Here is a 22,913-nt window from a genome sequence, read left to right as displayed (position 1 = left end):
CAAGTATTTTCGAATTATAAATAACTAATTTTACTATTGATTATCTTCGTTTTCAGAATTATTTTGGATCTAAACATTCAATTTGAATCGATAGGGTTCATATGATTTTTTTTATAATTATTCTTTTATGTACAGGTTTCATTGCATTATTTTATATAATCAATAAATCCAATAATAAAAAAAATCATCGGATACAAACTGAAACTTCACCTGCAATACGAAACAATCCTGTTGATATAGGTTTAATGTATTTTAACGGGGATGGTGTTTCACAAAATTACAAACAAGCCTTGGAATATTTTGAAAAAGCTGCTGCATCGGGATATGCGCAAGGTATTTTGTATAAGGCTATAATTTATTACGAGGGCTTAGGTGTTAAAGCTGACGTTGAAAAAGCTTTTGAATTGTTTGAAAATGCGGCCCAAAAAGGTAATACAAAGGCAATGATGATACTGGGGCAGATTTATATGGATGCCCAAATTGTCGAGCAAAATTATCAAAAGGCCAATGAATATTTTTTAATGGCCGCTCGTCAGGGTGAGGGTGAGGCTTTATTCAATCTAGGTTTAATCTATCTTGATGGTAAGGGTGTTGATAAGGATTATAGTAAAGCAAGAGTTTATTTCGAACAGGCCGCCCAAAAAGGTAATATGGAGGCAAAAACTAATCTGGCGTTCATCTATATGAATGGTCAAGGTGTTTCGAGGGATCTTGAAAAAGCACGTGAATATTTTGAACTGTCTGCTAATCAGGGAGATCGTAAAGCGGAATATAATCTAGCTTTGATGTATTGGAATGGTGAAGGTGGAGAAAAAAATACTAATAAAGCCAGAGGATATTTTGAGAAAGCCGCCTATCAGGATGACGTTGAGGCACAATATTTTGTAGCCAATCTGTACTTTACTGGAAATACGGTCGAATTAGATTATAAGAGGGCTTTCAGCTTTTATAACAAGGCCGCGATGCAGGGTTACGTCAAGGCGCAATTCATGCTTGGACAAATGTATGAGGAGGGTAAGGGTGTCCTTCAGAATATTGACAAAGCCGTGTATTGGTATGAACAGGCAGCCGATCAAAATGATATGAATGCTCAATATAATTTGGGATATCTTTATTTAACTGGAAAGACATCAAGAATAAATCTTCAAAAGGCCTATGATTATTTTAAAAAAGCTGCGGAACAAGGTTATGTTTTGGCTCAATTTAATTTGGGGGTCATGTATTATAAGGGAGATGGTGTTATCCAGGATAATCATAAGGCTGCGGCATGGTTTCAAAAAGCTGCCGATCAAAATCATAAAAAATCACAGTTAATCCTTGGAAAAATGTATCTAGAGGGAAGAGGAATACCTCACGATCATCAAAAAGGGATGGAGCTAATTCGATTAAGCGAAACATGATATCTGTAACTGGTATATTTCATTATCAGGTTTCAAGATGAGATAAAGCGGAATCCGAGCCTTTAATAAATTGATTTGTTAAGTTTATTTTATCGATTAAATTCTTTATAATTCAGCCTTAATTCATTTTTTTTTGTTATTGTTGGGTTTATGTCCAGATCTAAGATTGCCTTTATCGGTAAAAGTGCAGCAGTAATTTGCATAATTTTTGTGTTTTTGTGCATCTGTTTCTATAAAACGATTCGTCAGGGATTTATTGAGGCACAATTTAATCGTGCAAATCTTTATATGCAGGGTGAGGGTACGTCTCAGAACTATAAAAAAGCACGTGAATATTTTGAGCAATCAGCTGAGGCGGGAAATGTCGAGGCTCAATATATGCTGGGTGTGATGTATGAATATGGCGAAAACACCGAGCAGAATTATCAAAAAGCTATTCAGTTATATCGCAAGGCAGCCCGTCACGGATATGTAAAGGCCCAATATGTACTTGGCAATATGTACAAGAATGGCAAGGGGGTAAAAAAAGATCTTTCACGTGCAATTCGCTGGTATCAAACCGCTGCAGACAAGGGGGAGACAAATGCGCAGTATCAATTGGGTATCATTTATCTTGAGGGAAATGATAGAAATGTAACTAAAGGTATAGAACTGATCAAAAAATCTGCTGATCAGGGAAATATTCATGCCTTGTATTTTCTTGGAAATCTTTATCTGGAAGGGAAATATATTACAAAAAGTCCGAAATTGGCTCAACGATGTTTTGAACAGGCCGCCTATAAAGGTTATGCTGACGCCCAATATAAACTTGGCAATATGTATGAAAACGGGACTGGGGTTGATAAAGAATATTCCAAGGCTCTTTATTGGTATGAAAAAGCCTCGAAAAAGAATGTGACAGCTCAATACAATCTCGCAATGATGTATATGGTGGGTAAAGGGGTTAATCCAAATTCGCAATTGGCATTATCTTTATTGCAGCAGGCTGCTGAAAAAGGATATTCGGAAGCACAATATAAATTGGCGATTTTGTATGAAGAGGGAAAAATTGTTTCCCAGGATTATTCCAAGGCACTGAACTGGTTCAACATGGCGGTCAATTCCGGAAATAATGACGCAATTTATGCTTTGGGGGAATTATATCTGGAAGGAAGAGGGGTTAACAAGGATTTTCAGAAAGCCTTTGACCTTTTTAAAAAAGCGGCACAGGCAGGAGATAGTAAGGCACAATTTCAATTGGCCACTATGTATGAAAAAGGCAGCGGAATTCCGAAAGACCCGTCAGCAGCTGTTGATTGGTATAAAAAATCTGCAATACAGGGGAACGCTCAGGCGCAATTCTATCTGGGTAAATTATATGAACAGGGATTTTTCATAGAAAAAAATTATGATCAAGCCAAATTCTGGTTTGAAAAGGCTGAAGCGCAAAATAATATTCATGCGATCTATACTCTAGGTTTGATGTATGAAACAGGTCAAGGGGTGAAAAGGGATATCAATAAGGCCATTCAATACTATCAAAAGGGTGCAAATCAGGGAGATGCACAAACCCAGTTTGTTTTGGCAGAATTATATAAAAATAATGATCAGATTGACAAGAACTACTCCAAGGCCATTTATTGGTTTAAGGAGGCGGCTGAACAGGGAAAAGTAAAGGCTTATTATAATCTGGGTCAACTTTATGAAAATGGATTGGGGGTTCAAAAAGATGACAGTCAGGCTTTCCAATATTATATGCAAGGCACTGCGGCAGGAGATCTGGATTCCCAATTCATTCTTGCCAAGATGTATTATAAGGGGGTTGGTACAAAAAAAGACGTATCTGAGGCAATTAAACTATTTGATATCTTGGCTAGTAATGGAAATTCCGAAGCGGCCCGTCTTTTGGGACAGATATATCTGACTGGACAGGATGTTAAGAAGGATATTGGCAAGGCAGAATATTATTTGCAAAATTCTGTTAAGGAAGGGAATGCCCAGGCCATGTATAATCTTGGAATGGCTTTTCTGTCTGGTAAGGATTTTCCAAAGAATAAGGGAAAGGCTAAAAAACTTTTGAATGAAAGTTGCAATAAAGGATTTTCAAATTCCTGCGTCACGCTTGGAACAGTCAAATAAGTGATATTATTTTTGTATTATATTTCATTATAAAGGATGGTTATGTATATCGGGATTGACCTTGGAACATCAGGTATTAAAGGTATTTTATTGAATGATAACCATCAGATTGTCGCCAGCCATACTGAAAAACTGAAAGTTTATCGTCCCCATCCCCTTTGGTCAGAACAAAATCCAATTGATTGGTGGGAGGCGACAGACAAGGTTTTTTTGTCACTATCGAGTCAATATTCCTTGAAAGATGTAAAAGCGATAGGGTTGACGGGTCAAATGCATGGGGCAGTTTTGCTGGATAAAAATGGTAAAATATTGCGACCTGCTATTTTATGGAATGATGGGCGTAGTTATCGGGAGTGTAATGAAATTGAGGAGAATATACAAAATTCAAGAGAGATAACAGGCAATATACTGATGCCTGGTTTTACCGCACCCAAGATAGCTTGGGTTCGCAAACATGAGCCGGAAGTATATCAACAAATTGATAAAGTCCTATTACCCAAGGATTATCTTCGCTGGTTGATAACGGGAATTTATGCATCTGATATGTCTGATGCATCTGGAACTATGTGGCTTGATGTCAAAAATCGTCAATGGAATGATGATTTATTAAAGGCATGTGGGTTGACGCGAAAAAATATGCCTCAATTGTTTGAAGGCAATCAGGCAACCGGAACGGTTAAACCTGAATTAGCGCAACGATGGGGAATGACTTCAAAAGCTTCGGTTATTGCCGGTGGTGGTGATAATGCCGTTGGAGCAATTGGGGTTGGTATCTGGCGAAAAGGTCAGGCTATGCTTTCTTTGGGAACATCCGGGGTATATTTTGTCGCGAGTGATGGGTTTTTGAATAATTGTAAACAGGCTGTTCACAGTTTCTGTCATGCATTGCCGAACACCTGGCATCTAATGTCTGTTATGCTGAGTGCTTCTTCCTGTTTGGATTGGGCTGCTCGGATTATGGGAATTCAGACAGTGCCTAAATTGTTGGAAATGGCAGGACAGGCCTCTTCAATTCCATCATCCGTTATTTTTCTTCCTTATCTTTCGGGTGAGCGAACGCCTCATAATAATCCCAAGGCAAATGGAATGTTGTTTGGCTTAACTCATCAACATGATCGGAAGGATATAGCCAAGGCAGTAATAGAGGGGGTAAGTTTTGGATTGGCGGAGGGTATGGAAGTTTTACATGCCACGGGTTTAAGGCCAGACCATATCAGTTTGATTGGCGGAGGGGCAAGAAGCTCTTTTTGGCGTCAATTGCTGGCTGATATTACAGGAGAAACGTTGCAATATCGTGAAGGTGGAGATGTGGGGCCAGCATTGGGTGCCGCAAGATTGGCAATGTTGAGTTGTCATCCAAATGTAGCATTTGGAGATTTATTGCCAGAATCTTCCATACAGGCAACCTATGTTCCCAATCAATCTGTCAGTGCGCAATATCAAGAAAAATATCAAAAATTCAAAAAATTATATCAGGCAGTTAAAGGTTTGTATTAAATCTTTTAACTGCCTGATATCTACAGTAATCTAGCAAATTCTCCATACTAAATCACTGTAGCTGTTATTTTATTCCAAAGGGGGAGGAACACGGGCCAATTCTATTGCCTTTTCCTGTTCCTGATCCAGTTTGTCAACATCAAAATCTGCAATGATTTCCTGAAATAATTGATGCCAGTTTAGTTTTGCATTTAATCTTGTAAATAAACTTCCAAGTCCTATTGCAGAACGATCAACCAGAACAAATTCCCGTGGTGGTGTCACTCCCCCAGCCTGTTGAAGCCCTTTATGTACTTTATTGGCCAATTTACGTCCCAAATCCGGATCTGTATCATCTTGTATATAACGGTCTTTATCCTGGGTAAGGGGGGCATAGAGAAAACTTGCCCATTCATTTAGAACAGTCATTGTCTCTTTCGAAATATTTTTAAATCCCCATGAGGTATAGGCCTGATAGGCTAATTCCTCATTGTTAGTTTCTACGGCACGGCAAAGATCAATAACACCCTTAACAAATTTACCCTGAAAAATTCGTATCGAACCGAAATCAAGAAGACACAGTTGATTTTGATGATTGATAAGAAAATTTCCCATATGCGGGTCACCATGAATGACACCATATTGATAAAAAGGAATATACCAGGCTTTAAAGAGTGCGCGGGCAATATTGTTCCGATGAGCCTGATCTAATTCAGGTGTGATCAGGGATCTTAGATTCTTGCCCTCTATCCAATCCATGGTTATAAGACGTTCAGTGGAAAGATTTTCAATTACATTTGGTATAACTGTTGTGTCATTATTTTTGAGCATATAGGAGAAGAGTCTTAAATTGGCCGCTTCTCTTTTATAATCCAGTTCTTCCTGTAAACGTGTAACAAGCTCTTTGTAAACCTCGTCCTGTTTAATTGCATTGTCCAATCGATGGTATAAAGCAATCAATAGACGAAGTTGTTTAAGGTCTGATTCAACAGTGCTAACCATGTCAGGGTATTGTAATTTACAGGCAACTTCCCTTCCATCGTGCAATTTTGCCTTGTGGACTTGACCAAGACTGGCTGCGGCGACAGCTTCATGTGAAAATTCGTCAAAAGCGGTTTCCCAGTTCGGACCCAATTCTCCCCTCATGCGACGACGGACGAAAGACCATCCCATCGGAGGGGCATTTGATTGTAACTGCGCCAATTCATCGGCATATTCATCAGGCAGGACATTGGGAATGGTACTGATTAATTGCGCCACTTTCATCATGGGGCCTTTGAGATTCCCAAGAATGTTTTTCAACTCTTCTGCATGGGAAGCTTTGTTAATCGGTATTCCCATTTTTTCACCAGCCAACCGTGCGGCAATTCCCCCCACCGCCCGGGTAGAATTGACCATACGTTTCATTCCACTGAATAAACTGGTTTTATCAAGATTATCGTTATTATGTCCCATCTAAATTTGTTCCAGTTCATCTATGAAATCATTGATTACATTTAATCCTTTTTGCCAGAAGGCTGGATCAGAGGCATCCAATCCAAAAGGCGCCAAAAGTTCTTTATGACTTTTTGTTCCACCCGCCTTCAGCATTTCAATATAAAGGTCCTGGAAGTCGGGAAACCCTTCCTGATAGACATTATAGAGTGCATTTACCAAACAATCACCAAACGCATAGGCATAAACATAAAAAGGTGTATGGATGAAATGCGGTATATATGTCCAATATGTATTATAGTCTGGTGTAAATTCAAAAGCTGGGCCAAGGCTTTTTTGTTGCGTTTCAAGCCAGAGCTGACCAATTTGTTCAGGTAAAAGCTCGTTCTCATGTCTGGCTTCGTGAACCTTGCGTTCAAATTGATAAAATGCAATTTGTCTTACTACTGTGTTTAACATATCCTCAACCTTACGGCTTAAGAGAATATGACGATGTCTGGGATCTGTTTGGTTTTTTAAAAGGCTCTGGAAAGTCAGCATTTCTCCGAATACACTGGCTGTTTCAGCAAGGGTCAGCGGTGTATCAGATAGAATATATCCCTGTTTTGCAGCAAGAATCTGGTGAATCCCGTGCCCCAGCTCATGGGCCAATGTCATGACATCTCGGCTGCGACCATGGTAATTAAGAAGAATATAGGGATGAACCGATGGAACAGTGGGATGGGCAAAGGCACCAGAGGATTTCCCGGTACGTAGTGTGGCATCAATCCATGGACTATGTAAAAACTGATCAATCATTTTGCCCAGCCGAGGATCAAATTCATGATACGCTTGATAAACGATTGTCTTCGCGTCTCTCCAGCGTATAGGTTGATCATGATCTTCCGGTAAGGGAGCATTACGATCCCAATGATGTAATTTGTTCACACCCAGCCATTTTGCTTTTAAAAGATAGTAGCGGTGTGACAGATTTTGATAATTATTGGTAACAGCGGTAACCAGCGCATCAACGACACTGTTTTCAATCTGGTTATCACAATTTCGTTGTGAGTCTGGACGGGAAAAACCACGCCATTGGTCAGAGATTTGCTTATCCTTTGCCAACGTATTTGTAATAATCGAGAAAAGTCTCAGATTTTTCGAAAATACCGAACTCAATCCCTGGGCTGCATCTTTTCTTTCTTTTGCCTGTGAAGATGATAATTTATTCAAAGCCTCACCTAAAGAAACGGTTTTATCTTTTAAGGGGATTTCCAGGGTCGCCAATGTTTCGTCATATAATCTTGACCATGCATTGGCTCCCGTAACTGCTTTTTCATGGAAAAGCTTTTCGATTTCATTACTTAACTGATAAGGGCGCAATATACGGATTTTATCAAGAAACGGTTTCCACTGCAGTAATTCGTTGTCTTGCATTTTATTCTTGACATTTTCCTCGCTAAGCTGGTTCAATTCCAAGGTAAAGAAAAGAAACTGCGTGCTTAATCCAGTTATTTTTTCATGGATATCCTGATAAAATTTGGTATTTTGAAGATTGGTCGAATCAGTTGCGAAAATCAGTTGAGCATAAGATCCAATTCTTCCCAATATTTCATTGATTATTTCATAACTTTTAAGAGCCTGGTTTAATTCCTGACTTGATGTCTGGGATAAATTTCCCTTCCATTTTTCAGAAAATTGTGTGATGAGGGTTTGAGCTTTTTGCAGATCATTCTTTAATTCTTGACAATCGGGTGATGGGTACAAATCTGTCAGGTCCCAAGAAGGAAGTTGATCCGATTTTTTCTTTTCGGATTTTAGTGTATCATGATTCGGTTGATTGGTGTGACAAGATGAATTAGACATTGTATCTCTGTTTGATTTAAATGAATGATCTTTTATATAAATGGATTTTATCGAATATTTCAGGCGATGAAAACAGACATTTGTTTTTTTGATCTATGAACTGGGATTGTTCATTTTAGTAGCCCATTTATTATGCTATATAATATAGCAAATACAAAGTCTTAATCTTAAATCAAATATAGAAATCATAACAAAATCAGATAATTTCCATGAAAAAACCAAAAAGAAGCGGAACTGTCATTTTTCATCCAGAAAAGATTCCGGCAAAGCCGAAAATGAACAGGTTGGAAATTGTATCGCAATTTCAGCCCTCAGGAGATCAGCCAAACGCCATCAAACAACTTACTGATGGAATTGAGGCTGGAGATCGTGACCAGGTCTTATTGGGTGTAACAGGTTCAGGCAAAACTTTTACCATGGCCAAGGTTATTGAGGCCGTGCAAAAACCAACCTTGATTTTAGCACCCAATAAAACGCTTGCAGCGCAGCTTTATGGAGAAATGAAAGAATTTTTTCCAAATAATGCGGTTGAATATTTTGTCAGTTATTATGATTATTATCAACCGGAAGCCTATGTGCCTCGATCTGACACTTATATAGAAAAAGATAGTCAGATCAATGAACAGATTGACCGTATGCGACATGCGGCCACACAGGCTTTACTAGAACGTAATGATGTTATTATAGTTGGCTCTGTTTCCTGTATTTACGGTATTGGATCTCCAGAAACCTATTCTCATATGGTTGTGCGGGTTGAGGAAGGCGGAGTGGTAAATCGTGAGGATTTGCTAAAAGCTTTGGTAGAACAGCAATATCGTAGAAATGATATGGCCTTTCAGCGGGGAACGTTTCGTGTAAGAGGCGAAACAATAGATATTTTTCCCGTTCAAAACGCTGATCGTGCCTGGAGAATTCAGCTCTTTGGGGATGAAGTTGAATCAATTAACGAATTTGATCCTTTGACCGGGGTTAATACAGCAAATTTAAAGTCAATAACTATTTATGCCAATAGTCATTTTGTTACGCCAAGACCAACCTTGAATCAGGCAATTAAAAATATCAAGGTTGAGTTGAAGGAAAGAATTGATCAATTTGTAGCTGAAGGCAAATTGTTGGAGGCCGAACGTATTCAACAGCGTACAACTTTTGATCTTGAAATGATCGAAACAACAGGATTGTGTAAGGGTATTGAGAATTATTCCCGTTATCTTTCAGGACGCAATCCCGGTGAACCTCCACCTACTCTTTTTGAATATCTGCCAGAAGATGCCTTGCTTATCGTGGATGAAAGTCATGTAAGCGTACCTCAGATAGGAGGAATGGAACGGGGGGATTATGCACGTAAAAAAACGCTTTCGGATTTTGGTTTTCGACTCCCTTCTTGTATGGACAATAGGCCACTTAATTTTGCGGAATGGGATTGTTATCGTCCCCAGAGCATTTTTGTCAGTGCGACACCAGGTCCCTGGGAGTTAGAGAAAACAGGAGGCGTGTTTATTGAACAGGTCATACGTCCAACCGGTTTGACTGATCCTGTTACTGATATAAGACCAATTGAATTGCAAGTGGATGATTTATTATCCGAGGCAAATAAGGTCATCAAGAAGGGTGGGCGTGTTCTTGTTACAACTCTAACCAAAAAATGGGCTGAAAAATTAACTGATTATATGAGTGAAGCTGGTATAAAGGTTCGTTATCTTCATTCAGATATCGATACTTTGGAGCGTATAGAGATTATAAGGGATTTGCGTTTGGGTGTGATAGATGTCCTGGTAGGGATCAATCTTCTAAGGGAGGGTCTGGATATACCAGAGTGTCAATTGGTGGCCATTCTTGATGCTGACAAAGAAGGATTTTTAAGGTCAAGAACCTCTTTGATACAGACGATTGGACGGGCAGCAAGAAATGTTGATGGGCGTGTTTTATTATATGCGGATAAAATGACGGACAGTTTAAAATATGCGATCGAAGAAACTGCAAGACGTCGTGAAAAACAGACACAATGGAATGAAGATCATAATATTACGCCAGCAACGGTAAAAAAGAAAATTGGAGAGATCATTGCTTCTGTTTATGAACAGGATTATGTAACGGTTTCCCCAACAGAATTTTCTGATATTCATTCTCTGGTAGGGAAGGACCTGAAAGGAACCATAGCAGAATTGGAAAAGGAAATGCGTAACGCTGCCACCAATCTTGAGTTTGAAGATGCTGCTCGTATACGAGATGAAATAAAGAGATTGGAAGATTTAGATATGGGATTAATTTCTGATATTGAACCGACAATCTGTACCAGAGAAGAGGGGAGAATCCTAAAAAGGAATTTTAAACCAAGACCTCTTGGACCTGGTGGGGGAGGCTATGGTCCATCGAGGCGTCAAAGATCAAAGAAACATTAAATAGGGATGCGGGATGCTGGAAATTAAGGCGGGAAATAATAGAATCGGCATATATCCTTCTTTGGGTGGAGCCATAGCATATTGGTTGAGAAAAGATTTATTGATTTTTTATCCAGTCGAGCGTTCGCCCTTGACGAGACATTCTGACCAGATTATTGCAGCCTATCCAATGTTGCCTTATTCTAATCGTATTGCAAACGGTAAATTTAAATTCAATAACAGTGTTTATCAATTAACCCCCAATGCGTCGAACGGAAAGGATTCCATTCATGGTAATGCATGGCAAAAGTCTTGGGATCTTGAATCATTTACGGAAAATAGTGTTGTTTTAACTTTGAATTATAATCCGGATAAGGGATCTCAAAAGGAATGGCCCTATGCATATTTTGCTAGGTTGAGATATTGTGTTTATGAAAGTGGATTGTTTATACAAATGTCATGTAAAAATACTGATATTTGCAAACAACCCATTGGGATGGGCTTTCATCCCTATTTGCCAAGAAGAAATCTTGTTGAAATTGGTTTTTCGGCACCGTCTGTATGGAATAATGGTCCGTATGGATTGCCAGAGGGTCGCATGTTGAACGAAGATCAATGGAACTTTGATCAAATGCGTATTTTGAAACAAGACGATTTTCTGGATAATTGTTATGTGAACTGGGATCGCGAAGCGTTTATCCGCTGGAAATATAATAATAGTTTCTTAACGGTTTCTGCCAGCGTTATTTTTCGGCATTTTGTTGTATATACCCCGCCAGACCAATCTTTTTTTACTATGGAACCGGCAACTAACATGAATAATGCAATCAATATGCCAGAAATTTCGGATCGCGGCTTGTTTATCTTAAAACCGGGGCAAATTTTAAAAGGCAGGATATTTTATTCCTTTATGGGAATATAGGGATTATTTTATAATTTAGGTTTGTTTATATGTCTTTACCTTATATCACCCCTTGGGGTTATACACGTTTGAAAAAGGAATTATTGCAACTATTGCATGAAGAGCGTCCAAAAATAGTGGAGATTGTTTCATGGGCAGCCGGTAATGGAGATCGATCTGAAAATGGAGATTATCTTTATGGAAAAAAAAGATTGCGTGAGATTGATCGTCGGGTTCGATTTTTATCCAAACGGTTAGAGAACGCACAAATTGTAAACCCCATTGATCAACAGGGAAAAGATCGGGTTTTTTTTGGTGCTACAGTGCGCTATTTAACCGAGGATGATTGTGAGCATAGGGTTACTATTGTTGGAACAGATGAAGCAATCACGGAAAAAGGGCAAATAAGTCTAGTATCCCCTGTAGCTAGGGCATTAATGCGTGCTAGAGTAGGGGATGAAATAAGGTTGCAAACCCCTGTTGGTGAAAAATACCTTGAAATTTTAGAAATCACTTATGATGCAGAGTCAGAATAGAATGGATATTTAAAAATGTTAAAAATCGCGGTACAAATGGATCCTTTGGAAAAGATAAATATTCATGGAGATTCAACATTTGCATTGATGCTCGAGGCACAGGCTCGTGGTTATTCACTTTTTGTTTATTCTGTAAATAGCTTAAGTTTGTTCAATAATGAAAAAAGTAAGTATGTAACAGCACGAGGTCGAAAAGTTAATATTCAAAAGGTTACAGGTGATCATGTAAAATTTGGAGAAGTGGAAACCGTGAATCTGGCAGATTTTGACGTGCTGTTGATGCGCCAGGATCCACCTTTTGATATGGGATATATTACTGCCACACATATTCTGGAACGTATTCATGGTGTGGGCAAGGACAAGGTATTTGTTGTAAATAATCCAAAATCCGTTCGAAATTCACCGGAAAAATTAATGGCTACATTTTGGCCTGAATTAATGCCTCCCACGCTTGTTTCCCGTGATGTCGAAACAATTCGGATGTTTAGGGAGGAATACAAAGATATTGTTGTTAAACCGTTGTTCGGGAATGGGGGTGTAGGCGTTTTCCGCATTCAGGATGAGGATGAAAATTTTAATGCATTGTTAGAAATGCAGTTTTCAATATCCAATGAACCCCTGATGGTGCAACGTTACGAGCCTTCCGTTAAAAGGGGAGACAAAAGGATCATTTTAGTTGATGGGGAACCTATCGGTGCAATCAATAGAGTTCCGCAAAAAGGAGATATGCGATCCAATATGCATGTTGGGGGAGTGGCGGAGAAAACTCAATTAACTGAACGGGATCTTTATATTTGCTCTAAAATAGGTAAAACCCTGAAAGAGCAGGGGTTGATTTTTGTTGGGATAGATGTATTGGGGGATTACCTTACTGAAATTAATGTCACCTCACCAACAGGGTTACAAGAGCTGGACCGTTTTAATCAAATGAATTCTGCCGCTTGTATCTGGAATGTTATTGAATCCTATCTATAATGAAAAAGAATTAAAGATTATTTTTCTTTGTTATCACTGGATTGATCAGAATTCGATTTTGAAGGCATTGGCGGTATCGGGTCATCCTTGCCAAATTTGTTATCAAACCACTCGTATATTTCACGATGTTTTAGGTAAGTAAAATTATAGCTCCATAGTATGATTGATCCAATCGCGAGGATCCATACCACAATTGTCATTAACATTTTAACGCTTAAGTCCTAATTATATTTTATTTAATTTGTTAACAAAATGGAGTATAGACATAATTCGGGAAACAATAAAGAGAGTTCGATGAATTTTGATTATCCAAAGAAAAATTATAAAAAATAATACTTTAATTTTAAGGTAAATAAAAAAAATTTCTATTTTTATGAAATTGGATTATAAGGTGTTATTTTTGTATTATTTTGTTATTTCACCAAATTTGGAGCAATAGCGTGTCTCCTTTACCTCATACTGCCTTAAATGCAGATGCAGTTAAGCTTGCCTATCGTCGCTGGGCCAAGGTTTATGATACTGTTTTTGGTACAGTTTCTTCATTTGGCCGACGATGTGCCGTTGAAAAGGTTAATTCTTTACCGGGGAAAAAAATATTAGAGGTGGGTGTCGGAACTGGCCTGGCTTTACCCTCTTATCATAATGATAAAAGAGTGACGGGTATTGACCTTTCAACCGATATGCTGGAAAAGGCCAAACAGCGTGTGAAAAAAGAAAAAATCGATAATGTTGATGCATTGTTGGAAATGGATGCTGAGGCAACGACTTTTGAAACGGATTCTTTTGACATTGCGGTCGGCATGTTTGTTGCCTCGGTTGTGCCTCATCCAGACCGATTGTTTAAGGAATTACAACGTGTAGTGAAGCCTGGTGGGCATATTCTTTTTGTGAATCATTTTATAGCTCAAAAAGGACTCCGGTCATATATTGAACGAATTATGGCTCCTGCATCCAAGGCATTGGGTTGGCATCCCGATTTTGCCATTCAGTCCTTGTTACCACCAGAAGTGTTAAAAAGGGCTGAAGTAAATTCGGTTCCGCCTTTAGGATTATTTACTTTGGTTAGTTTTGAAAGATAGATATACTCTAAAAAAAGTATATTTGTGGAAAATTATTAATGAAAATCAATTATAAAGTAGGAATGAGTGCCATTATTTTGGCTATCTTGGCAGGATTAAGTGGAGGGATCACCGCTTTATATTACCAACTGAATGAATTTCTACCTTTATTATTTCAAATTCATGACAAAACTGCCGCCATCAACATTTTCCAGACTCATGCCAGAATGATGGTTTTTTTTGTCTTACAGCCAGCATTAATGGTAGCCTTCGGTTCATGGTTCTTTCCTGTTTTAATTGGAAGCAGAAATTTTGCGTTTCCATTAGTCAATATCCTTTCTATCATTTTATTATGGACGGGATTTTTCTTTAATTTTTTTTCCTTTTTTAATTCAGAAACTGGATTGATGAGCTTGATAAGCCTGGTATTTTGGTCAATTGGTGCGGTTTTATTTTCAATTAATGTCCTTGTTACTTTTATTAATAATCGTGGGCAGGATATTAAGTTTTACTCAATTCCCCTATTTGCCTGGATGCATGTTATAAGTGCGAGTTTTTTATTGGGAGTGGGATCAATATTATTGGGAATATTAACACGAGATTATTTCAATTATAATATGCAGTTGGATTGGGCGATTTCACAAACTGTAAAAAATTTCGTTTTCCCCATGGTTGTAGTTTTAATCTTGCCATCATTTGGTATCTTATTTCATATTTTTCAGACAATCTCGGAAAAGAAAATCAAATCGGATAAAATTTTATTAATTGGCATTACAACAGCATTCTCTCTTCTATTATTTTTATTTTGGAATAAATCCATATTTACAGAAGTCTACTTTCAGACAGATTCATTTGTGAACATCGAAACTATATTTGCCGTTGGTTTATATGGATTGATATGTGTTTTAAGTATTTTTGCATTGAACTTGTTTAAAACAGGCTTAAAAAACATATCAACGCCTATGCTATGGTCGTTGGGCTGCTTGTTCCTTTTACTTTTTGCCTGGCCATATAAAGGATTAATTCAAGGAATAAATCAGATTCATTCAACTCTAACTTATGCAATTATATTATCAATTTTTGCAGGGTTTTATTTTTGGATGGGTAAAATTTTTGGAAAACAATATTCAGAATCATTGGGAATTTCACATTTTGTGATTACAATGATTGGAATTGTTCTGACATTGAAAATAATCCCATTAGGTAGAAACACAGTTTTTTGGGGTGACATATTTATGGGACTATCCATATTTGTTTTTCAGGGTGTGATTATCAATGCCATATTTTATAACATGGTTAAACCTGTAGCCAATTATTGGGGTAAAGGTGCAATCACGAATGAATGGAAATTGCCTTCTCCCATGTTTACTGCAAACAAGCAAAACAGATGAGTAAAATTCAGATTGAGAATAATGCTGTCAACCAGCGTATACGCTTCGACCCACTAATTGTTGGAAGCAATGTCAGGGATTGGTTCCTTCTGTTAAAACCGAGGGTTATTTCTTTGGTTGTTTTTACAGGAATTGTCGGCATTATTTTGGCACCTGGATATGCAAACCCTTTTATTTCTTTGATAAGTATTATTTGTATTTGTCTTGCGTCAGGAGGTGCTGGTGCCATTAACATGTGGTACGATCAGGATATTGATCGTGTTATGAACAGGACTATAACCCGTCCTTTGCCCTCGGGGAGGGTTCAATCTTCAGATGCTTTGATTTATGGGGTAACTGTATCCATTATCTCTGTCATCCTTATGTTTCTGGCCACAAATTTTTTTGCAAGTTTTATACTGGCGTTTTCAATATTTTATTATAGTGTGATTTATACAGTTTGGTTAAAAAGATCAACCCCGCAAAATATTGTTATTGGTGGGGCATCGGGTGCTTTTCCTCCCTTGATAGGTTGGATAAGTGTAACTGGACAGATCCAATTATTCCCAATAATACTATTTTTGATTGTTTTTTTCTGGACACCTCCCCATTTTTGGTCTTTATCCCTATATGCTTGCAAGGATTATGGACGGGCTGGTATTCCCATGCTTCCAGTTGTAAAAGGGGCCAGACATACACGGTGGCAGATTTTCATATATACTATTTTGTTGGCCATTGTCAGTTTATTGCCTGTGTATTTTCATTTCACGCATAGCGTCTATATGGTGGCAGCGTTGATATTGAATGTCGGATTTATGTTTATGGCCATTTGTGTTTTACTTGAAAAACAGGATCATTCAGGAAAAAGTTTAAGAAGTGATAAAGCGGCAAGATGGTCTTTTCGTTTTTCTTTGATTTATCTCTTCTTTTTATTTTTAGCCTTGATTATAGATCATTATATTTATGATTTATGGGGTGTCTAATATCAATCATGATATATTTTGAAAAAAAAATATCCCTTGAAGAAAGGCAGGAAAAAAAACGCCGTAACATTCAAAGGAATAAAATTTTATTTTATGCATTTTTGGGATTAAGTGGAATTTTATATATTATCACCTTAATCAAAGTTTAAGTTATTTCTGTTGTTGGATGGCAGACAACAACCACCAATTATGATCAACCGATCGTACGAAAGTCCAAAGTTCTGTCACCGTTACAGGTTGATTCGGATTACCTTCTACAACGTTTCCGTTATTGTCGGTCGTTATATCGATTAGCGAATAACGCATAGCCACGGTAGCATATTCACGTGTACCTTCAGTCCAAACTTCGGAAAGATCCCCTTGTTCAAATTGTACATTTGAAGTGCTGTTATGCAGACCTTTACTAGCCAAATCGGTAAGTTGCTCATTGAAATAAGACACCATCTCGGGAGTGGCAATTTTTTGCATACTTCCCAAATCCTGATGATTCCAGGCTTCCTGTATTTCGATGAGTCGTTGTTGGAAAACAGTATAATCGTTTTGATTAAGTTGAATATTTGATTCCTTGATATATTCCTTAATCGGATTTATTGAATTATTGTTTCCTTGCCCTTTATTAATGGCAGAATTTTTGCGAAAATAACGGATACCAAACCATACCAGAAGCCCAAGAACTATAATCCATACAAGAGATCCTGATGAATTATGCTTTTTGGGTGTCTGTTGAGACATTGGTGTCGGATGAGGTTGCATTGTATTGGGATCTGATGGATTCATGTTCTGATCAGTATTTTGATTGGCATTAGCAGCGGGAGTTTGGGCGTTGGTTTGATGATGACCTATCAACATATCATAGGCAGCCGCTCCGGCAACTCCTCCGGCAACTCCTTTAAGAAAATTTCCTCTTTGCGAAGCTGTTGCGTTATTGGGAGATATCTGTCGCGTAGTTGGAGCTGACGGTGCTACAGGGCGCGCATTAAAACCTGAATTATTAGTTACTGGAGGTCTCGTCATGGTACGTTGAAAAGATTGTCCTCCATTAGGTGTTATTCTAGTATAGGAAGGTGAGCTGAAGGTTCTGCTTCCCCTGCTACCCATGGAAAACCCTCGTCCTGCTCTTGCTTCAGCTTGATGAGAGGAAGAAATGAGGAGCGGGGGGCTAATCAAAGCAGCACTTAATAAAAATAACAGTGTACGGCTGTGTAAGGTCGCACGTTTCATTTTATTGATCCATCTCTTAAGGTTATGAAATTATTGTCCAGCAATACTGATTTCATCAATCCGTAGAGTTGGACTATTGGTAGTATATCTGAAATCAAGATCGTTTGCGACGTGAAGTTTTGAAAACATGTCCATTAGATTGCCAGCAAGTGTGAATTCCATAATTGGTTCAGCAATTTTTCCATTTCTGATCATAAACCCACTGGCGCCACGACTATAGTCACCTGTGACAATATTGACCGATGAACCTAATAGTTCTGTTATGTAAATACCTTCTGAAATATCTTTCATCAATTCTTCGGGGGTTTGTTCGCCAGGCTGAATATACAGATTGGTTGTCGTTGGTGTGGGTGGAGATGATGGACCTCTGGTTGCATGACCGTTGCTTTGCAGACCGAGTTGTTTTGCTGTACGATTGTCTAACAACCAATTGGCTATTTTACCAGAATCAACCAGTTTCAATTCTTCAGGAAACAATCCTTCAGCATCAAAAGGACGAGATGCCAACCCTCTTATTTTGTATGGATTATCAATAATGGTTATATTTTCGGGAAAAACAAATTGTCCCATTTTCTCTTTCAAAAAAGAAGTTCCTTTTGCAATTGCATGACCATTTAATGCACTTGCCAGATGAGAAACAATGCTGTTGGCAACCCGAGGATGAAAAACGACAGATAATATACCTGTTTTGGGTTTGGAAGGATTTAATTTGGCCAACGTTTTACGGGCGGCATTTTCACCGATGATTTTGGGGGACTGTAAATCCTGAAGATGAACAGAGGAATGAAAGTCATAATCTCTTTGCATTTCTGTACCGGTTCCTGCCAGAACACAAACAGCCAGCGAATGAGAGGTACGTTGATAAGATCCAAAAAACCCCTTACTGTTTGCCAGGGTCATAGCTGTCTTGCCATAACTGCAGCTTCCTCCCATACTATTTGTTATTCCTTTTATGGTTATTGCGGCAGTTTCCACGGCTTTGGCTTGCTCAATCATCTGTTTGGTTGATTGTTCTGTAGGGTCATACAGATCTAGCTTTTGCGGTTCAATATAATTTTTTTCTGAGGGTGCGGGTAATTCGGCATAGGGATCCTCTGGCAATATTTTTGCCATTGAAATAGCATGCTCTACCAGCTTTTCCATATTCTGTTGTTGCAAATCAGTTGTTGAGACTGTTGAAACGCGTTTGTTAACTAAAACTCTTAATCCAATTGTTTTTGATTCGGAACGTTCAAGCTCTTCCACCTGACCATTTCTGACCTGCACACCAACGGATGTAGATTCAAGATAGATTGCATCCGCATCGGTTGCCCCTGCCTTTTCAGCCTTTAAAATCAGGTTTTTGATAAAATCTTTATGATCTGTCATTGTGCAAGACTTTCGGTAATACTTGATAGAAATGGAACGTTTTCAATAGGACCCAGTGCTGTTAGCGTGGGAACACGGGTAAAAATGTGTTTTGCAGCTTGGCATATGTCATCAAGGGTGACAGCATCAATGCGTTTGGAAATTTCCTGGGAAGTAATGATCCGGCCATAAATCTGTAAATGACGTGCAAGTTGTTCACAACGGCTGTTAGTGCTTTCCATTGACATTAACAGGGAAGACTTTAATTGAGCCTTGGTGCGTTGTAATTCCTCGGGCTTGATGTATTTTTGAATATTTTTCAATTCTTGTACAAGAACAGGCATTAATTCCTTGACCTGTTCTTTACCAGTACCTGTATAAATACTGAATATTCCATCATCCTGATGGGTGAGGTTATAAGCGTAGATTGTGTAAACAAGCCCTCTTTTTTCTCGTATTTCCTGAAAAAGACGAGAGGACATTCCGCCACCGAGAATAATAGATAAAAGAATGGAGGCATAATAACATGGATGTTTGAATGTAAATGATGGAAAGCCCAGAATAATATGTGCCTGATCCAAGTGTTTTAATTTTCTGAATTCCCCACCTTTATATAGGGCGGCAACGGGAGAGACTGATTTTTTTTTGGATAAGTCTTTGAAATATTTGTTTACATACGCAACAATTTTATTGTGTTCAATGTTACCAGCTGCAGAGAAAATAATATTTTCCGCATTATAATGTGAATTCATATAGTGTTGCAGATGTTCTTTTTGCAAAGATCTGATAATACTGCTTGTCCCAAGAGTGGGACGTCCCATTGGTTGATCGGGATAAGCGGTTTCCTGGAAATAATCGAAAATGATTTCATCAGGTGTATCATTAACTTGACCGATTTCCTGAAGAATAACACTTCTCTCTTTTTCAAATTCTTCGGCATCAAAAATACTATGGGTCAAGATATCGCCCAGAATATCTGTCCCCAGTTCCACATCATCCTTTAAAAGTTTAAGATAATAGGCTGTAAGTTCGCGGGCGGTAAAGGCATTGATATGTCCACCAACATTTTCAACCGTTTCCGCAATAACGGATGCAGAGCGAGAGTGTGTACCCTTGAAAGCCATATGTTCCAGAAAATGGGATATTCCGTTTTCTTCAGCCTTTTCATATCTTGTCCCGACTGAAACATAAGCTCCCATGGAAACGGTTTCTACATGTTTCATCTGTTCAGTCACGACCAACATGCCGGAAGGAAGACGTGTGATATTTATGGCTTGATTCATAACTATCCTAAAATTAAAAATTATTTTGATAGGCTACAGTGCGGACTGAATTTTCAATCGCTTGTAAATCTGCAGGAAGAATTTGATAGTTTTCTTTTCTTTCATATAAATCCGCCATTGCAAGTGGCAGTGGAGGAAGAATTCCTGTTGCCTGTTTAATCGCATCAGGGAATTTGGCCGGGTGAGCTGTTGCAACAGTTACCATAGGGACATCTTTTTCAAGATATTTTTGTGCGGTTATTATTCCGATTGCAGTATGTGGGTCTGCAAGATACAGTGAATCTTTGAAAATTTTTGTAATGGCTTTTTTCGTTTCTTCATTATTCAGTGACATTCCCTTAAAATTCTGCGTCGCTTTTGTCCAGGATTGTTCAGGAATATTCATTTTTCCATCCTTGCGGAAATTTTGCATGATTTGACAGCATTGCGCTGCATCACGATCAAGTAACTCAAAAAGCAACCGTTCAAAATTCGAAGAAATCTGGATATCCATTGAGGGAGATAAACTCGGTTTTACCTCTTGTATACTCATGTCATTATTTAATAAAAAGCGTGTTAGGATATCATTATGATTGGAGGCGACTCCTAAAAATCTAATGGGGAGTCCCATTTTCTTTGCCGTCCATGCAGCAAGTATATTGCCGAAATTTCCTGTTGGGACAGTAAAGGAAATCTCACGGTCAGGAGCGCCTAAACATAGTGCCGCATAAATATAATAGGGAATTTGTGCGGCGATACGCCCCCAATTAATGGAATTTATGGCAGATAAATGCATTTCTTTACGGAATGGCATGTCAGCAAACATGGACTTGACTAAATCCTGGCAATCATCAAAGGAACCTTTAATGGCAATATTATTGATATTGGGTGAAAGGACGGTTGTCATTTGACGACGCTGGACTTCTGATGTGCGTCCATAGGGATGTAAGATAGTGACCGTAAGATATTTACTGTCCTTAAAAGCCTCTATTGCGGCAGAGCCTGTATCGCCTGAGGTCGCACCTACAATTGTGATATGCTCTTCTCGTTGGCTGAGAACATAATCAAACAGGCGTCCCAAAAGCTGCATCGCCATATCTTTAAAAGCCAGGGTGGGACCATGAAAGAGTTCCTGAACAAAAAGGTTGTGTTCGAGCTGAACCAAGGGGACAATTGCTTTATGGTTAAAGCTTGCGTAGGATTGTTTGCATAAATCCAAAAGGATGGGAGCAGGTATATCATCTCCTGTAAATAAACCAATAATTTTTGCGGCAAGTTCTGAATAATCAAGCTTTCTCAATTCCCTAAGATCATTAGGGGAAAGGTGTGGCCAGGTTTCAGGAATATATAAGCCTCCATCTTCTGCAAGACCCGTAAGGAGCGTATGAGAAAAATTTAAAATTGGGGCTTGTCCCCGTGTGGATATGTAACGCATGGTAACCTGTTTTTAGATAGAATTTATTTTAAGGGTGGAAGGTCAATTTTGTAAATCGTCAAAGGCCATTTAATCGTTGAATGATTATTATGATCCAGTGCCGAATGATGGATAAACTGATTTACAGGAGTATATAGGGTTTTATCCTGTAGAACAAAAGGATGAGCGGGCCATTGTAGGCGGGGATCCGTAACAATTTTATTTAAAATGCGTCCCTGGGTAAAACGATAGATACTATTTGTGGATATGTCAGTAAAATAAAGATTGCCTTCATTATCACATGTGATCCCACCTGAAGAGGGAGTTTCAAGCCATAAAATCATCGCTTCATTTAATTCGGATTCCGAATATGTAGGATCATTGAGATACATGGTGTCGATACGATAAAGTGGACCACTGACAGCCTGATAATAAAGTCTTTTTCCGTCGGGGGTGATTGCGATTTGGTTAACGTTGAAAAAAGAATTCTGATCGCTACTTGGACGTATAAGATTATGATTGACGATAATGGGTTGTCGAGAATATAGGCTGGATGAATTGCTTAAGACACGTCTGGCTTGATTATTGTTTAAATCCATAATAATCAAGGCGGGAGCACCTTTATCTGCAAAATAAGCATGATGATCGTGGACAGCCAACGCATTAAAAACCGATTTAGGCAAAATGACAGAGGAAGGAATGGGATAGGTATCAACAACCTTATTGGTTTTTGTATCTATCTTAATTATTTTAATGCCTTTTTTATTTGGCTTGTTCCCGAATTTATCGATACCATTATCAATGATCCATAGATAACCATCAGGTGTTAAGGTCATTCCAGACAATCCAACAAATGCGTTTGAGGGATCAAGGTTGGATGTCTTGTTCCAGTCATTCCATTGACCTCCCGGATATGGAGTAACTGAATTATCAGCGTTTATAGTTGCCAGAGAAGGGCCTGAATCTCTATTGTAATTGAAAAATTGAACAAAAATTCTTTTTTCCGTATCAACCGCAATATAATTTGGAATATATTGATTAACAGTTGCAACGCTTTGTAACGCATTGGATGGTAATAGAGAGGGTTGATCTAATTTTTGCTTTGCCATACCCTTGTCAAAAGAGACAAACACAACCATCAGGATCATGGACAGGGCAATGAAACAATATTTTAAAATGCTCATGATGAATATTC

At 38.4% G+C, this 22,913-nt stretch carries 18 protein-coding genes; 10 read left to right on the top strand and 8 right to left on the bottom strand.

All coding sequences use genetic code 11. The annotated features are described in order from the left end of the window. The first annotated feature begins 101 nt into the window (after positions 1–101). The 3 genes from H3T46_RS02900 to xylB all read left to right on the top strand — a co-directional run bounded on the left by H3T46_RS02900 (position 102) and on the right by xylB (position 5,015). Positions 102–1,400 carry an SEL1-like repeat protein gene (locus tag H3T46_RS02900; RefSeq protein WP_155566981.1) on the top strand — a complete coding sequence of 433 codons (1,299 nt, stop codon included), beginning with the start codon at positions 102–104 and terminating at the stop codon, positions 1,398–1,400. A gap of 150 nt (positions 1,401–1,550) precedes the next feature. Then, positions 1,551–3,518 carry a tetratricopeptide repeat protein gene (locus H3T46_RS02895; RefSeq protein WP_122123772.1) on the top strand — a complete coding sequence of 656 codons (1,968 nt, stop codon included), beginning with the start codon at positions 1,551–1,553 and terminating at the stop codon, positions 3,516–3,518. A 42-nt stretch (positions 3,519–3,560) separates the two neighbouring features. Beyond that, complete coding sequence (gene xylB, locus H3T46_RS02890; RefSeq protein WP_198197349.1) at positions 3,561–5,015, top strand: xylulokinase; 1,455 nt, start codon at positions 3,561–3,563, stop codon at positions 5,013–5,015. 69 nt (positions 5,016–5,084) lie between these two features. Here the strand turns inward: xylB and H3T46_RS02885 are convergent, their stop codons facing one another. Together H3T46_RS02885 and H3T46_RS02880 are read right to left on the bottom strand one after the other, a co-directional pair. Then, positions 5,085–6,449 (bottom strand): AarF/ABC1/UbiB kinase family protein, encoded by a 1,365-nt coding sequence (locus H3T46_RS02885; protein WP_198197348.1) that lies wholly within the window; start codon positions 6,447–6,449, stop codon positions 5,085–5,087. After that, complete coding sequence (locus tag H3T46_RS02880) at positions 6,450–8,273, bottom strand: M3 family oligoendopeptidase (protein ID WP_198197347.1); 1,824 nt, start codon at positions 8,271–8,273, stop codon at positions 6,450–6,452. Positions 8,274–8,482: 209 nt separating this feature from the next. On the opposite strand from H3T46_RS02880, the gene uvrB reads away from it, so the two are divergent. The 4 genes from uvrB to gshB are packed head-to-tail and all read left to right on the top strand — an operon-like array spanning position 8,483 to position 13,063. Continuing rightward, the gene (gene uvrB / locus H3T46_RS02875; RefSeq protein WP_283949370.1) at positions 8,483–10,672 is read left to right on the top strand and encodes an excinuclease ABC subunit UvrB; all 2,190 of its coding nucleotides are present in this window, start codon (positions 8,483–8,485) and stop codon (positions 10,670–10,672) included. A gap of 13 nt (positions 10,673–10,685) precedes the next feature. Then, complete coding sequence (locus tag H3T46_RS02870) at positions 10,686–11,573, top strand: aldose 1-epimerase (RefSeq protein ID WP_198197346.1); 888 nt, start codon at positions 10,686–10,688, stop codon at positions 11,571–11,573. A gap of 29 nt (positions 11,574–11,602) precedes the next feature. After that, positions 11,603–12,088 carry a transcription elongation factor GreB gene (gene greB, locus H3T46_RS02865; protein WP_110438227.1) on the top strand — a complete coding sequence of 162 codons (486 nt, stop codon included), beginning with the start codon at positions 11,603–11,605 and terminating at the stop codon, positions 12,086–12,088. 15 nt (positions 12,089–12,103) lie between these two features. Beyond that, positions 12,104–13,063 (top strand): glutathione synthase, encoded by a 960-nt coding sequence (gene gshB / locus H3T46_RS02860; RefSeq protein WP_110438226.1) that lies wholly within the window; start codon positions 12,104–12,106, stop codon positions 13,061–13,063. A 17-nt stretch (positions 13,064–13,080) separates the two neighbouring features. Here gshB and H3T46_RS02855 read toward each other — a convergent pair whose 3' ends face one another. Continuing rightward, complete coding sequence (locus H3T46_RS02855) at positions 13,081–13,269, bottom strand: hypothetical protein (protein ID WP_122123764.1); 189 nt, start codon at positions 13,267–13,269, stop codon at positions 13,081–13,083. A 198-nt stretch (positions 13,270–13,467) separates the two neighbouring features. On the opposite strand from H3T46_RS02855, the gene H3T46_RS02850 reads away from it, so the two are divergent. From H3T46_RS02850 to H3T46_RS02840, 3 genes are read left to right on the top strand one after another with little or no spacing between them, the layout of a single operon-like run. Beyond that, complete coding sequence (locus tag H3T46_RS02850; RefSeq protein WP_370552771.1) at positions 13,468–14,142, top strand: class I SAM-dependent methyltransferase; 675 nt, start codon at positions 13,468–13,470, stop codon at positions 14,140–14,142. 38 nt (positions 14,143–14,180) lie between these two features. After that, entirely contained in the window at positions 14,181–15,512 is a 1,332-nt protein-coding gene (locus H3T46_RS02845; protein ID WP_155580562.1) for a cbb3-type cytochrome c oxidase subunit I, read from the top strand. Continuing rightward, positions 15,509–16,474 (top strand): heme o synthase, encoded by a 966-nt coding sequence (locus tag H3T46_RS02840; protein ID WP_198197344.1) that lies wholly within the window; start codon positions 15,509–15,511, stop codon positions 16,472–16,474. The genes H3T46_RS02845 and H3T46_RS02840 overlap by 4 nt, the downstream gene beginning before the upstream one ends. A 150-nt stretch (positions 16,475–16,624) precedes the next feature. Here H3T46_RS02840 and H3T46_RS02835 read toward each other — a convergent pair whose 3' ends face one another. The 5 genes from H3T46_RS02835 to H3T46_RS02815 are packed head-to-tail and all read right to left on the bottom strand — an operon-like array spanning position 16,625 to position 22,902. Then, a complete protein-coding gene (locus H3T46_RS02835; protein ID WP_232349946.1) occupies positions 16,625–17,695 on the bottom strand; it encodes a TIM44-like domain-containing protein in 1,071 nt (356 codons plus the stop codon). Positions 17,696–17,725: 30 nt separating this feature from the next. After that, positions 17,726–19,063 (bottom strand): TldD/PmbA family protein, encoded by a 1,338-nt coding sequence (locus H3T46_RS02830; protein WP_198197343.1) that lies wholly within the window; start codon positions 19,061–19,063, stop codon positions 17,726–17,728. Continuing rightward, entirely contained in the window at positions 19,060–20,325 is a 1,266-nt protein-coding gene (locus H3T46_RS02825; protein WP_198197342.1) for a pitrilysin family protein, read from the bottom strand. Before H3T46_RS02825 ends, H3T46_RS02830 begins: the two co-directional genes overlap by 4 nt. Positions 20,326–20,338: 13 nt before the next feature. Then, positions 20,339–21,739 carry a threonine synthase gene (gene thrC, locus H3T46_RS02820; protein WP_155569378.1) on the bottom strand — a complete coding sequence of 467 codons (1,401 nt, stop codon included), beginning with the start codon at positions 21,737–21,739 and terminating at the stop codon, positions 20,339–20,341. A 23-nt stretch (positions 21,740–21,762) separates the two neighbouring features. Next, positions 21,763–22,902: an L-dopachrome tautomerase-related protein gene (locus H3T46_RS02815; protein WP_110438219.1), complete on the bottom strand. Its 1,140-nt coding sequence runs from the start codon at positions 22,900–22,902 to the stop codon at positions 21,763–21,765. Positions 22,903–22,913: the final 11 nt, after the last annotated feature.

The organism is Commensalibacter sp. M0133 (assembly GCF_016101485.1).
GTDB lineage: Bacteria > Pseudomonadota > Alphaproteobacteria > Acetobacterales > Acetobacteraceae > Commensalibacter > Commensalibacter melissae.
This window is presented reverse-complemented; position numbering and strand designations above follow the sequence as displayed.

Excerpts from the sequence above, each read along its gene's own strand:
- H3T46_RS02900 (WP_155566981.1), top strand. The coding sequence starts at position 102 with ATGATTTTTTTTATAATTATTCTTTTATGTACAGGTTTCATTGCATTA.
- H3T46_RS02895 (WP_122123772.1), top strand. The coding sequence starts at position 1,551 with ATGTCCAGATCTAAGATTGCCTTTATCGGTAAAAGTGCAGCAGTAATT.
- xylB (WP_198197349.1), top strand. The coding sequence starts at position 3,561 with ATGTATATCGGGATTGACCTTGGAACATCAGGTATTAAAGGTATTTTA.
- H3T46_RS02885 (WP_198197348.1), bottom strand. The coding sequence starts at position 6,449 with ATGGGACATAATAACGATAATCTTGATAAAACCAGTTTATTCAGTGGA.
- H3T46_RS02880 (WP_198197347.1), bottom strand. The coding sequence starts at position 8,273 with ATGTCTAATTCATCTTGTCACACCAATCAACCGAATCATGATACACTA.
- uvrB (WP_283949370.1), top strand. The coding sequence starts at position 8,483 with ATGAAAAAACCAAAAAGAAGCGGAACTGTCATTTTTCATCCAGAAAAG.
- H3T46_RS02870 (WP_198197346.1), top strand. The coding sequence starts at position 10,686 with ATGCTGGAAATTAAGGCGGGAAATAATAGAATCGGCATATATCCTTCT.
- greB (WP_110438227.1), top strand. The coding sequence starts at position 11,603 with ATGTCTTTACCTTATATCACCCCTTGGGGTTATACACGTTTGAAAAAG.
- gshB (WP_110438226.1), top strand. The coding sequence starts at position 12,104 with ATGTTAAAAATCGCGGTACAAATGGATCCTTTGGAAAAGATAAATATT.
- H3T46_RS02855 (WP_122123764.1), bottom strand. The coding sequence starts at position 13,269 with ATGTTAATGACAATTGTGGTATGGATCCTCGCGATTGGATCAATCATA.
- H3T46_RS02845 (WP_155580562.1), top strand. The coding sequence starts at position 14,181 with ATGAAAATCAATTATAAAGTAGGAATGAGTGCCATTATTTTGGCTATC.
- H3T46_RS02840 (WP_198197344.1), top strand. The coding sequence starts at position 15,509 with ATGAGTAAAATTCAGATTGAGAATAATGCTGTCAACCAGCGTATACGC.
- H3T46_RS02835 (WP_232349946.1), bottom strand. The coding sequence starts at position 17,695 with ATGAAACGTGCGACCTTACACAGCCGTACACTGTTATTTTTATTAAGT.
- H3T46_RS02830 (WP_198197343.1), bottom strand. The coding sequence starts at position 19,063 with ATGACAGATCATAAAGATTTTATCAAAAACCTGATTTTAAAGGCTGAA.
- H3T46_RS02825 (WP_198197342.1), bottom strand. The coding sequence starts at position 20,325 with ATGAATCAAGCCATAAATATCACACGTCTTCCTTCCGGCATGTTGGTC.
- thrC (WP_155569378.1), bottom strand. The coding sequence starts at position 21,739 with ATGCGTTACATATCCACACGGGGACAAGCCCCAATTTTAAATTTTTCT.
- H3T46_RS02815 (WP_110438219.1), bottom strand. The coding sequence starts at position 22,902 with ATGAGCATTTTAAAATATTGTTTCATTGCCCTGTCCATGATCCTGATG.